At 36.1% G+C, this 13,186-nt stretch carries 7 protein-coding genes; all 7 read left to right on the top strand.

Annotated elements, in window-relative coordinates:
* Nucleotides 1-20: 20 nt before the first annotated feature.
* The 7 genes from O0931_RS11955 (at nucleotide 21) to O0931_RS11925 (ending at nucleotide 13,082) form a co-directional block, all read left to right on the top strand.
* Nucleotides 21-1,457 (top strand): SusD/RagB family nutrient-binding outer membrane lipoprotein, encoded by a 1,437-nt coding sequence (locus O0931_RS11955; RefSeq protein ID WP_269415815.1) that lies wholly within the window; start codon nucleotides 21-23, stop codon nucleotides 1,455-1,457.
* A 33-nt stretch (nucleotides 1,458-1,490) separates the two neighbouring features.
* Entirely contained in the window at nucleotides 1,491-2,456 is a 966-nt protein-coding gene (locus O0931_RS11950; protein ID WP_269415814.1) for a DUF1735 domain-containing protein, read from the top strand.
* A 191-nt stretch (nucleotides 2,457-2,647) separates the two neighbouring features.
* Nucleotides 2,648-3,268, top strand: a complete 621-nt coding sequence (locus O0931_RS11945; RefSeq protein WP_269415813.1) for a hypothetical protein — start codon at nucleotides 2,648-2,650, stop codon at nucleotides 3,266-3,268.
* Nucleotides 3,269-3,579: 311 nt separating this feature from the next.
* A complete protein-coding gene (locus tag O0931_RS11940; protein WP_269415812.1) occupies nucleotides 3,580-6,726 on the top strand; it encodes a SusC/RagA family TonB-linked outer membrane protein in 3,147 nt (1,048 codons plus the stop codon).
* Nucleotides 6,727-6,748: 22 nt separating this feature from the next.
* A complete protein-coding gene (locus O0931_RS11935; RefSeq protein WP_269415811.1) occupies nucleotides 6,749-8,290 on the top strand; it encodes a SusD/RagB family nutrient-binding outer membrane lipoprotein in 1,542 nt (513 codons plus the stop codon).
* Between the two features lie 335 nt (nucleotides 8,291-8,625).
* On the top strand, nucleotides 8,626-11,685 hold the full coding sequence (locus tag O0931_RS11930) for a SusC/RagA family TonB-linked outer membrane protein (protein WP_269415810.1): 3,060 nt from the start codon (nucleotides 8,626-8,628) through the stop codon (nucleotides 11,683-11,685).
* A gap of 11 nt (nucleotides 11,686-11,696) precedes the next feature.
* On the top strand, nucleotides 11,697-13,082 hold the full coding sequence (locus O0931_RS11925) for a RagB/SusD family nutrient uptake outer membrane protein (protein WP_269415809.1): 1,386 nt from the start codon (nucleotides 11,697-11,699) through the stop codon (nucleotides 13,080-13,082).
* The last annotated feature ends 104 nt before the right edge of the window (nucleotides 13,083-13,186 follow it).

The following is a 13,186-nucleotide window of genomic DNA, read 5'->3' as shown; positions in this document are numbered from 1 at the left end:
ATTAAATTTAAAGAAAAGATATGAAAAAGATATTTATATATGCATTTGCAGGCTTGTTATTAGTAGCATCTGCAGGATGTAAAAAGCTTGAGGACTTTGGTCAGACCAATATTGATCCGAACAGTACAACACAGGCTAATCCATCAGCTTTATTAACGAATACACTTGTCGGTTTAGCAGGTTATTCATATACTGTAAGACCAGGATACTATGGACAGTACTTTTCGGAAACGCAATATCCGGATGCTTCTAACTATACCTTAATTCAGGACGGTTTTGCTGGTATTTATAGTGGTGCATTGTATGATTTACAGAATATTCAGATTTTGAATACAAGTAATAATATGAAACAGGTTGCTAAGATTGTTCAGCAATACATTTTCTGGTCAATTACCGACCGTTGGGGTGATGTACCTTACAGCCAGGCTTTAAAAGGTATTGAGTTTAATGCACCGGCTTATGATGCTCAGGAATCTATTTATAAGGGTATGATATCAACTTTGACATCATCAGTTGCTGCAATGGATAATTCTTCAATTACTGGCGATATCGTTTTTAACGGCGATGTAGCTTCGTGGAAAAGATTTGCGAACTCATTAAGGATGTTAATGGCCTTACAATTATCAAAAAGGTATCCGGGCGCAGCTGATTATTCTGCAACTCAATTTAAAGCGGCTTTAGCTGATGCTGGTGGTTATATTTCTACTAATGCTCAAAATGTTAAAATTACTTATAATACGAATTACAAAAATCCTTTGTTTAACGAGTATAATGGTCGTAAAGATTTAGCAGAAAGTAAAAGCATGACTGATTTGTTAGTGACAACTTTGGGCGGAGATGCCAGACAAGCTGCGTATGGTGGTGCTTCTGAGGTGTTAGGCAGTACTGCTTCTTCAAACTTGGGCGTTCCCTATGGCGTTACAAGAGCTACAGCTACAGCATTTACAGATGCAAACCCAACCTGGGCTCGTGTATTAAGGGGCGATTTAAGAACAGAAAGTAGTCCGTATGTAATGTTATCAGCTGCTGAAGTTACTTTAGCGCGTGCTGAAGCTGCTAATATGGGCTGGACAACTGAAGTTTTACCTACTTTATATCTTGCCGGAATCACTTTATCTCACGAACAGTGGGGCGTTGGTGCGCCATCAGCAACTTATTTAGCCAATGCCAATGTTGCAATCGGTGCTGTAGGTACGGCAGGTAATTTGAAAAACATCGCTACGCAAGAATATATAGCCAGCTATCCTAATGGTTTAAGAGCCTGGAACATTTATCGTAGAACAGGATTTCCAGCACTAGTTCCTGCCACGGCAGCAACCAATGCTACGAAACAAATTCCACGCAGATATGTATATGCGCCTTCTGAAATAACAACCAATGGTGCAAGCTATGCTGCCGCTGTTGCTAAGTTGACAGGCGGAAATACGCAGGATGCCAGAATGTGGTGGGATTTATAATATTAAGAATAATTAATTTTAACATATAAAATTATGAAAAAAAGATTTTTAAAATACTTTTCTTTAGGGATGGTATTGACATCGGTTTTCGTGTCGTCTTGCAGGAAAGATGATTTTGTGGATGGTGATGCTCAAGAAACGCAAACATCAGGTAACACGATTATCAAGATAATAGACGGACCGGAAAAGTCTCTTTTCTTAGATGCAGCTACCGGGATTGCTCCGGTTAATGTTTTTAACATTAGAAGAGATGCAGCTAATGCTGCTGCACTTAACACTGCTAGTTCGGTTACGCTTACAGCAGCGCCAGATTTAATTGCAGCATATAATACGGCTCATCCTATTTCTACTGGTGTTCCAAATACGTATGAAACTTTACCTGAAAGCCTTTATACACCTGGCGCAGGTTTAACTAAAACTTCTACAGGTTATACAATAGCGCTTAATGCCGGTGATTTCGCGAAGGACTTTCGCATTAATCTAAATTTTGGACTTTTTGACTTTAGTAAAAAGTATGCCTTAGCCTATAAAATAACTAATCCAGGTAATGGTACTACTTCTGCTAATCAAGGCCAGATTTTCGTTCTTATAAGTGTTAAAAATGCTTACGACGGTATTTATTCACAATCAGGTGGGTACATTCAACGATATACTGCTCCAGGCGTAAAAGAAGTCGGGACTTTAAGTGGTACACTGGCAGGGAATCCTGATTTAACATTAACTACTATTAATGCGACTACTGTCGAAATAGGAAATTTAACTTGGTTCGGTGGAACGGGTGGCGTAGGTGGTATCGCTAACTTGAGAGCAACAATAGATCCAGCTACTAATTTGGTAACAATGTCTTGTTTAGGTGCTCCAACGCTTAAAAACACAGCTGGAGCTGTTAATAAATATGATCCAGCCACTAAGACTTTTACATTAAATTTTGACTGGAATCCGGTTACAACACCAAGGGTTGTTTCTGATCTTGTAATTAAATACAAAGGTTCTAGATAATTTAACATCAAATATTTAAAAAAAAGAGGTATTGAGAAATACCTCTTTTTTTTTAAATATTATTTTGCTAGGCGTAATAAACTTGCATCACAAAACTTTGATTAATTTTTTGCATATTTAATTTATAAATTTTATCAATAGTATTTATTATGTTAAAACCCACGTTAAGGAAAATTCTTTTTTGTTCACTGATGTTATTTTCATGTGTTGTTCAGGCACAAATTAAAACAGTTAGTACCTATAAAAACCTTATAACAGTAAAAGAATCGAGAGGCGATCTCGAAGGTTCTCCTTATTTATTTCCACAATGGGAAATGGCGACCATAAAGTTCTCACCAGGTATTAACCCTATTACCGATAACATAAAATATGATTTGCTTGAAGATATGCTCGTAACTAAAGGCGAAAATGATGAGGAATACGAATTTAAGGATATGCCTGCTGAATTTGTATTATCAAATACTAAGGAAGTGTATAGAAATGGTTTTATGCCTGTAGATGGAATGACCGTAAAAACTTTTTATAATGTAATTTATGATGGAAAGATAAAGTTTTTGAAAAAGCTATCGAAAACAATTATCGAAAGTAAAGGCTACAATACCGGTACCGTAACGAAGAAGGTAGCTGAAGTTATAAATTATTATTTAGTTAAGGCTGATAATAAACCTGTTAAAGTAAAAAACAATGAAAAAGCTTTTATTGCGGTATTAGGTAGAGGAGATGAGTTAACTAAGTATATTAAGGAAAATAAGATAGATTTAAAATCTAATGAAGGTATAATAAAACTGCTCACTTACTATGACACTTTATAGATTAATGTGTTAACCTCAGCTGATTTTAAAGTTTTTAACAATCGAAAAATGAAGTAGTATATAATTTTATCGATTTCGAACATTAATTTGTCGCTACCAAATTCTATCCCTATGTTTCTATAGTCAGAACAATTTGTCCAAGTGTTTATATTAAAGAATTCTCAAAAGTGCTAAACTTTTGATTCGTTATATCTTTCTGTCACAGAACAGTCAAATAAGTTAAAATTCGCTCATTTTTTGTTAAAAAACGGCTACACCCAACTACATTTAGAGCTGTAAAAAACTAATCATTAACTAACCTATTTTAAAACATGAAAAAACTTCTACAAAGTTTGTTCATTCTTATGTTCGTTGCTATATCGGCAATGGCTCAAGAAAGGACAATCACAGGTACGGTTACTTCTGCGGATGACAAACTCCCAATCCCAGGTGTAAGTGTAAAAATTAAGGGTGCTAATACTGGTACCTCTACTGATGCTACTGGTAAATACACACTTAAAGTTGATGCTAATTCTGTAATTGAATTTACTTCAATTGGGTTTGCAAAACAATCAAGAACAGTTGGTACATCGAATACAATTAACGTCGTTTTAACTTCTGATGCCCAATCATTAAATGAAGTTGTTGTAACAGCTGTAGGTATTGAAAAAAGCAAAGCATCTCTGGGTTATGCTGCTGATAATATTAAAAGTGCAGATTTAACTACAGGAAGACAAACAAATTTAATCAATGGTATTACTGGTAAAACACCAGGTGTTCAAATTGGCCGGTCAAGTGGTGGTGTAAATACTGCTACCCGTATAACAATGAGAGGTACGAGGTCTTTACAGGGTGAAGGGCAACCTTTATTCGTTATAGATGGTATTCCTATCGATAACTCGGCTAATCAACCTTCCTCCAGCTCAACAAATCAGGTGGATGTTGGAAACCGTGTTGGTGATATTAACCCGGATGATATTGAATCTGTTACTGTTTTGAAGGGTCCAAATGCGGCAGCTTTATATGGATCTCAAGGTAGAAACGGTGCAATTGTTATTACCACTAAAACAGGTAAAGACGCCGCATCAAGAAATAAGAAAATGGAAATTAATGTAGTTTCTTCTTTTAACCTTGATAACGTTCAAAAATTACCTGTTCTTCAAAATGAGTTTGGTTCAGGATATGAAAATGGTACAGGAAACCCACCAATTTATGATGAAATTGAAAATACTAACTGGGGACCAAGGTTAGATGGATCTATAGTTCAATCTGGTCCAACCCTAGCAAATGGTAATAAACTATTTATCCCTTATAGTGCTGTCCCGGATAATGCTAAAAACTTTTTTGAAACAGGACATAACATCCAAAATTCTGTTTCATTCTCCGGAGGAAGTGAAAAAGGAAGCTTTTATGCTTCGTTATCTGATAATGAAGTAAAGGGGGTTGTTCCAATGGATAAATTCAGGAGAAATACTTTTAAATTATCAGGCTCGACAAAACTTGCTAACAACGTTAGCGTAAGTGCTAATATTAGTTATAATAAAAACTTAACTAATACCTCTTTTGTAGGTACTGGTAATGCGACAGTAATTAACGACGTGTTAAATGTTAGTCGTCAGATCAATTTGGAAAATTTTAAAGATTGGAGAAACTATGAGTTTGCAACAACTCAAGGCTTCTTTAACGGTTATCAGCCTAATCCTTACTATGCATTAGAAAATAATAGATTCAATAGTAATCTTGATCGTTTTCTGGGTAGTTTTCAGGTTACTTACGACCCGGTAAAATGGTTAAATGTAACTTACCGTTTAGGTACTGACTATGCATCTGATAGAAGAAAACAAACATTTGAAAAAACAACTTTCGGAACAGGTCAGCGTCCTACTGCTACTCCAGGCGCAATTATCGAAGATGCTTTTTCTAACAGAATTGTTAACTCGGATTTATTATTAACCTTTAAAAAAGACATTTCAGAAGATTTTAGTGCTACTTTAATCTTGTTAAATAACGTTCGTCAAAATGATAGCCGGAATTTAACTGCTTCTGCTAGTGCAATTTCAACACCAGGTTTTTTCAACTTATCAAACCGTGTAGGTGAGTTAGGTGGTGGCGAAAGTTCATTTAAAAACCGTATTATTGGGTTTGCAGGTGATTTGACATTAGGATATAAAGATTATATTTTCCTAAACGGAACGTTAAGAAATGATATTTCTTCAACACTACCAAAAGATAACAACTCTTATTTTTATCCATCAGCAAGTTTAAGTTTTATTGCTACTGAAGCTATTGATGCATTAAAAGGAAGTGATATTCTTTCATATGCTAAATTAAGAGCAAGTTATGCTAAAGTAGGTTCTGATGCTAGTCCTTATAACTTAGTGCCAACTTTTGGTGCTGGTGCAGGTTTCCCTTACGGATCAACTGCTGCATTTACGCTATCTAATACAACGCCAAATCCTAATTTAAAACCAGAGTTTACTACATCGTACGAAATTGGTACAGAATTATCATTTATTAAAGATAAATTAGGATTAGACTTTACTTATTATAAAACAACTACAGATGGACAGATTATCAACGTTGGTATCCCTTCATCTACAGGTTTTACAGCAGCGACCGTGAATGCTGGTGTGGTAAGTAATAAAGGTGTCGAAATTTCATTAAAAGGAAATCCTTTTAGAAACCGTGATGGTTTTTCTTGGAACTTTAGTTTTAGTTATACCCACAATAAAAATATAGTTGAATCCTTGTATCAAAGTGCACAACAATTACCTTTAGGTGGTGGCGATCCTGTTCCAACTGCAATTGTTGGTCAGCCAATATCTTTAGTAGGTTCTGCATATTTAAGAGATGGGAACGGAAATGTTGTTGTTGATGCAACATCCGGTTATATTCGTTTAGATCCTACTTTAAAGAACTTAGGTCAAGTAAGTCCAAAACACATTTTAGGATTTAACAATACGTTATCATATAAAGGTTTCTCTTTGTCTACAACACTTGATTTCAGATCGGGTAACGTAATTTATTCAGGAACAAAAAGTACGTTAACATTCACAGGTTCAACTGAAGAAACAACGCAGTTTGGAAGAGAGCGCTTTATTTGGCCTAATTCCGTAATCGAGACTTCCCCAGGGGTATTTACGCCAAATACAACAGTAAAAACACGTAGTGGTAACTTTGATTTCTGGTATGGTAACTTTAATAGTTTTGCAGAATCAAGCATTGTTGATGCAGCTTTCTTAAAATTAAGAGATGTTTCATTCGGATATCAGATACCTGCAAAATACCTGGCAAAAACTCCTTTTGGAAAAGCCAGCCTTTCTGTAAATGGATCTAACATTTTATTATGGACGCCAAAATCTAATAAGTATATAGATCCAGAGGCAAGCATTTTTGGAACGAACAACTCTCAAGGTAGAGAATTTACCAGTATACCTTCTACAAGAACATTTGGTATAACATTAAATGCTACATTCTAGTATTTATTAAAAATCAAGAAATATGAAAATTAAACATATTATAAAGGGAATGGCACTATTATCGCTAACATTTGCGGTAACAAGCTGTGAGAAAAACTTTTTGGATATCAATCAAAATCCAAATACGCCAACAACCACTACACCAGAACTTGTTTTGCCAGCGGCATTAAGTAATACCGGAACTGTAGTTAACAATAACTTAAATGTTTTAGGAAATCTTTTAACCGGAAACTGGGGGCAATCTCCCGATTTCTTGTTCTACCAGCCTCAAGAAACATATCAGTTAACACCGAATACTTATGATGCTGTTTGGACATCATTATATGCAGGCGGATTAAATGATTATAAGTATGTAGAAACACAGGCAACCGCATCAGGCAAAAAAAATGCTGTTGCCATTGCTAAAATTATGCAAGCTTATAACTTTCAATTACTGGTTGATACTTGGGGCGATGTTCCATTTAACGATGCTTTAAAAGGAACAGAAGTAACTTCACCAAAATTTGATAAGGCGGAAGACGTTTATGACGGTATTCTTAATCTGCTTAATGCAGGTCTTGCAAGTATCAATACGGCTGCCGGAGCAGATAATCCAACTGCTGCAAGTGATATTATGTTTGGAAGTTCATCCGTTACAACTGCAATGGGTAAATGGACAAGATTTGCGAACACATTGAAGTTACGTGTTTTATTAAGACAGTCTTTAATCCCTTCCCGTGCTGCTAAAGTAACTGCCGGATTTGCATCATTGTCTGGTGCAACTTTCCTGGCAGCGGGTGAAAATGCTGGTGTAAATCCTGGTTATATAAATCAGGCTGGTAAATTCAATCCTTTATATGGACAGATAGGATTTAGTGTGACTGGAGCTGAAACTTCAAACTATCAGGCAACAAGAGCAAATAAATTTGCGGTTGATTTCTTAAGTGCTGCTTCTGATCCTAGAATCGGACTGATTTACAGGCCAGCTGTTGCGCCAATTCCTGCAACTCAAACCTATACAGGTGTTTATCCCGGAACAACCGCAACACCAACAACAAAAAAGGATAATTATTCTGCAGTTGGCGCAGGCGTTCTTCCTTCAAGTGCAAATAGCGGTTTTGCTAAGCCTGCATATTTATTAACAGCATCTGAAGGATTTTTCTTGCAAGCCGAAGCTATTTTAAAAGGTTATCTTCCTGGTGGCGCGGCAGCAGCTCAAGCTGCTTATCAAGCGGGTATAGAAGAATCATTTAAATTATTAGGTTCAACTGCTGCGGCAGCCAGTACTTATTACACGAGCTCAACATCTCCATTAGTTAATTGGACTTTGGCAACAGCTGCTTCACGTCAGTTTGAGGCTATTATCACTCAAAAATGGATTGCAAATAATGGTTTTAATGGTAACGAGGCATGGGCTGAATATCGTAGAACAGGTTTTCCAACAAATATTCCAATTGGTTTGAATAATGTTAGCGGTGGTAAATTACCTTTAAGATTACCTTATCCACAAAATGAATTAGCTAGTAATGCAGCAAATGTTCCTGTGATTAATATCTTCAATAATAAAATATTCTGGGAAAAATAATAAATATTTTATTTCTGTTAAAAAGGCTGACCCTATTTTTAGGGTCAGCCTTTTTTGTTAAAAATATTTGAGTGTTTCATTCCGGATTTAAAATTTCTATTCATTTCTAGCTTAAATTGAATTAGAAACCTTTGAAAACTTAATTGTTTAGATAGGTATATGATGCCGAAGCAAAGAATTATAGATAAGTGATATCCAAGCAACAATTTTACTTGAAACGCAATTGTTTGTCTTAGTATTGTAATAATTATCTGGTTTTTTGTTAATTTATGTTAAATAGGTTTTTGAACTCTATATTTAGCTTCGAAAACTAATTATTAATTAACTTAAATTTCATGAAAAAACTTTTACAAAGTTTGTTCGTGTTGCTATTTGTTGCAGTGACTGCAATGGCGCAAAACCGAACAATCACAGGTACAGTTACCTCACAGGCTGATGGATTGCCAATTCCTGGTGTTAGCGTGAGGGTAAAAGGTAGCCCGGGAGGCATTGTTACTTCTGCTAATGGTAAGTATTCACTTACTGTTAATTCAAATTCAACAGGTTTAGAATTCTCCTATGTCGGTTATGTTACACAAACTATCCGTTTAACGAATTCAAATGTTATTAATGTTGCCTTATTAAATTCTGCAAACGATTTAGATGAATTAGTTGTTGTTGGTTATGGTACACAAAAGAAAGGCAGCTTAACAGGTGCTCAAGGATCTATTAGTGCCGCAGATATCCAAAATACACCCATATTAAATCCTCAACAGGGTTTGCAAGGCCGTGTTGCCGGTGTTCAGGTTACACAGGCGTCAGGTACACCGGGTGGTGGTATTTCCATCAATATTCGTGGAGCAAGTTCAATTTCAGGAAGTAATCAACCACTTTATGTAGTTGATGGAATTCCGGTAACCACGGGTTCATATACACAGGTTGCGGCTGGCGGACAGCTTACAAACTCATTAGGGGATATTAACCCTAGTGATATTGAATCAATGGAAATATTAAAGGATGCTGCTGCTACTGCAATTTATGGTTCAAGGGCTGCAAATGGTGTCGTTCTAATTAATACCAAAAGAGGTCTTAATCAGGCTACAAAAATTGGCGCCAATGTATATTCAGGTTTTCAGGAAGTAGCTAAAACAATCCCTACCCTTACTGGTCCTCAATACATTCAGTTAATGAATGATGCTGTAAATGCAAGATATGGTGGAACAGCTAATTATAGCGATACAAGAATTGGAGCCGGCGTAAGAAGTGCCAATCCGAGCGATTATCCATCAACCAATTGGCAGGATTTGATTTTTGAAACCGCACCAATTACCAATTATGAATTGAATGCACGTGGTGGAAATGATAAAACAAAATTTGCGATTTCAACTTCATTTTTTGATCAAAAAGGGGTGGTTATTGCCAGTGGTTACAAAAGATTTAGCGGAAGGTTAAATTTAGACAATCAGGCAACAGATAAATTAAAACTAACATTATCTACCAGCTTCAGTAGTTCCGTAAACAATCGGTTAAATAACGATAATAATATTTATGGTACCGTAAGTGGTGCGTTCTTATTAGGTTCACATGTTCCTGCTTACAATGCAAATGGTACTTATGGCAGAGATGCAATTTCATCTGTTGATAATCCACTTGCAGGCGCTTTGGAAAATACGTTTAAATTTTACAGCAATCGTTTATTGGCATCGGGTGGTGCGGAATATAAATTTACCCCTGAATTAACTTTTAGATCTTCAGCGTCTGTTGATTATTTTACAGCAAAAGACAGAACGTTCTTATCTACACTTACTAATGCGGGTGCGGGTTCAGGTGGTTCAGCTACTGAAGGTCAGAATCAGGAAGTTAATTACGTGTTTGATAATACTTTAAATTATGCTAAAGTATTCGGGGGTGCTCATAACGTAAATTTACTTGCAGGTTTTTCTTATCAGGAATCAAATTATGAGAATATTTTAGCTGCAGCTACAGGCTTTCCTGGTAACGATATCAGACGATTATCAGCTGGTTCTGTGAGAACAACAGCAAGTTCAGGGGGAAGTTCAAATGCCTTAGAATCTTATTTTGCCAGAGCGAATTATTCATATAAAGGAAAATATATTTTCCAGGCTTCCGGCCGTTTAGATGGTTCATCAAGATTTGGATCAGAGAAGAGATATGGATTTTTCCCTGCTGTATCAGGTGCATGGAGATTATCAGAAGAATCTTTCCTTAAAAACGCGAAAGCCATAAGCGATTTAAAAATAAGAGCGAGTTACGGTATTGTAGGTAATCAGGAAATCGGAAACTTTACGTCTTTACCTTTGGTAGGTGGTGGCTCAAATTACCTTCAAAATCCGGGTTTAGCCCCAACTCAATTAGGAAATGTTAATTTAACCTGGGAAAATACAGCAGCATTAGATTTAGGTTTAGATTTAGGCTTATTTAATAACAGGTTAACTTTAAACTTTGATGTTTACCAGAAAAAAACAACTGATTTATTGCTGGGTAAACCTCTTGTTGGCTCATCAGGTTTTACAACCATTCAGTCTAATTTAGGTAAAACAGAAAATAAAGGTTTAGAAGTTGCTTTAACAGGTGTGATTTTTAATAATAAAGATTTCTCATGGACCTCAAACTTTAACATTTCGTTAAATAAAAACAAAATTGTAGAACTTTCTGGTAATCCATTTGGCGCAGGTTTCGCTTCATGGGTAGAAGCTGGCCAACCGTTAGGTGCATTTAGAGGTTACAGAGTTTTGGGTATATTCCAAAGTGCCGCGGAAATTGCCGCATCACCAACCCAGGCCGTAACTGCAAGTCCTTTAACATCTACCGCACCTGGTGATATTAAATTTGCCGACTTAAATGGAGATGGTGTGATTAACTCCTTAGATCAGGAAATTATTGGTAAAGGTATGCCAACCTATCAAGGTGGTTTTACGAATAACTTTAAATATAAAAACTTCGATTTATCTGTTTTCTTACAATACCAGGGCGGTAATCAGATTTATTCGAATACCCGTTCTTTCGGTGAAGGGATGAACAGTGTTTTTGGTCAGTTAGCGACTACTTTAAACAGATGGACGCCAACCAATACGAATACGGATATGCCTAGAGCTGTTTACGGAGATCCAAATAATAACAGAAGGGTTTCAGACAGGTTTTTAGAGGATGGCGATTTTCTAAGAATAAAAAATGTTAGTCTAAGTTATAATTTTGGTCCGAAAGTTTTAAATACACTTAAGGTTTCAGCAATTAAATTATACGTTGCTGCTCAAAATCTTTACACTTTTACCAACTATTCAGGTTTAGACCCTGAGGTAAGTACCTTCTCAGTAACCAATACCGCTCCAGGTACTGATTTCTTAACTTATCCTCAAGCAAGAACTTATACATTCGGTTTAAACTTAACTTTTTAATGAATCTTGATATGAGAAAATATATAAAATATAAATATTTGGCTTTCTTTTTTGCGGCAGGCACAGTATTTTCTTCCTGCAAGAAGGAACTAGAAGCTCAAAAGCCTCAGGCATCATTAGCAGCGTCGGGGGCATTTACAAATGTTGCAAGTGTGAGAGCCGGTCTGTTTGGCGTTTATAACAGCTTACAAAGCGGAAACTATTATGGATTGCAATACAATGCCTTCGCAGAATTAGGTGGCGGTAATTTAAGTCACGTTGGTACTTTCCCAACGTATGCGCAAATTGCTAATAATCAAATTTTGACAGATAATGTTAACATAAGTGATATGTATAACACGATTTACAATGGCATTAATAACGCAAATACAATGATTGCAGCTGTTCCTAGTATTACAGATGCCGCTTTAGATAAAGATGCAACACTTGCTGAATTGAGAGCATTAAGAGCGTTAATGTATTTTGATTTATTAAGGTATTTCGGTGGTTCAAATGATGGATACGGAAAAGCTAATGGCGTTGGAATTTCTTTAAAACTTACACCTACACTTACAGAATCGGATGCAACTCCAATCCCAAGAAATACAGAGGCACAGGTTTATACTCAAATATTAGCTGACTTAGACTTTGCTATTGGTGTACCAACATTTGCAAATAAAATTACAAATAGAATTGGTAAAGATGTAGCAAACTCTATTAAAGCAAGGGTTCAGTTATACAGAGAGCAATGGGCAGATGCAGAAGCATTGGCTACAACAGTAATTGGCAGTGCAAGATATTCTTTGTTAACCAATGCAAATTATGCTAATATCTGGGCAACCAAAAACTCAGCTGAATCTATCTTTGAACTGGATTACAATTCAGCGGATCAAAATAGTATTGCATTCTATTATTATACAACTGCTACTGGCGGGCGGAATGAGATTAGTTCATCTCAGGCATTAAATGCAGCTCATGAACCAAATGACGTTAGGCAGGCGATTAACTTTACAACGGTAGCGCCGGTATCTAAAACAAGAAAGTTCACCAGAATTTCTACAGGAGATGATAACGTTATCGTATTCAGGCTTGCAGAAATTTACTTAATTCGTGCAGAAGCAAGAGTTCGTCAGGGTGGCGCAGTAAAAATTGCTGATGGTTTAGCAGATTTAAATGTGATTAGAGTAAGAGCAGGTTTAACCCCATTGGTTTCAGTTTCTCAGACAGATATTTTAACTGCTATTTTAGCGGAAAGAAGAGTAGAATTAGCACATGAAGGCCATAGATGGTTTGACCTTAGAAGATATAATTTAATATCTACTTTAGGGATTTCTCAGGCTTACAGAGCATTATATCCTATTCCTCAAAGAGAAGTTCTGACTTCTGGAAATATAATTGTACAAAATACAGGATACTAATCCTCAATGCAAAAATACAATGCCCCCATAAAGTTAAATACTTATTGGGGGCATTTTTTATTTATAGATATCCTTGCCCACTTGACTAATTTGGGTAAATATAT

The sequence above is a fragment of the Pedobacter rhodius genome, from assembly GCF_027213645.1.
Lineage (GTDB): Bacteria > Bacteroidota > Bacteroidia > Sphingobacteriales > Sphingobacteriaceae > Pedobacter > Pedobacter rhodius.
This window is presented reverse-complemented; position numbering and strand designations above follow the sequence as displayed.

Excerpts from the sequence above, each read along its gene's own strand:
- O0931_RS11955 (WP_269415815.1), top strand. The coding sequence starts at position 21 with ATGAAAAAGATATTTATATATGCATTTGCAGGCTTGTTATTAGTAGCA.
- O0931_RS11950 (WP_269415814.1), top strand. The coding sequence starts at position 1,491 with ATGAAAAAAAGATTTTTAAAATACTTTTCTTTAGGGATGGTATTGACA.
- O0931_RS11945 (WP_269415813.1), top strand. The coding sequence starts at position 2,648 with ATGTTATTTTCATGTGTTGTTCAGGCACAAATTAAAACAGTTAGTACC.
- O0931_RS11940 (WP_269415812.1), top strand. The coding sequence starts at position 3,580 with ATGAAAAAACTTCTACAAAGTTTGTTCATTCTTATGTTCGTTGCTATA.
- O0931_RS11935 (WP_269415811.1), top strand. The coding sequence starts at position 6,749 with ATGAAAATTAAACATATTATAAAGGGAATGGCACTATTATCGCTAACA.
- O0931_RS11930 (WP_269415810.1), top strand. The coding sequence starts at position 8,626 with ATGAAAAAACTTTTACAAAGTTTGTTCGTGTTGCTATTTGTTGCAGTG.
- O0931_RS11925 (WP_269415809.1), top strand. The coding sequence starts at position 11,697 with ATGAGAAAATATATAAAATATAAATATTTGGCTTTCTTTTTTGCGGCA.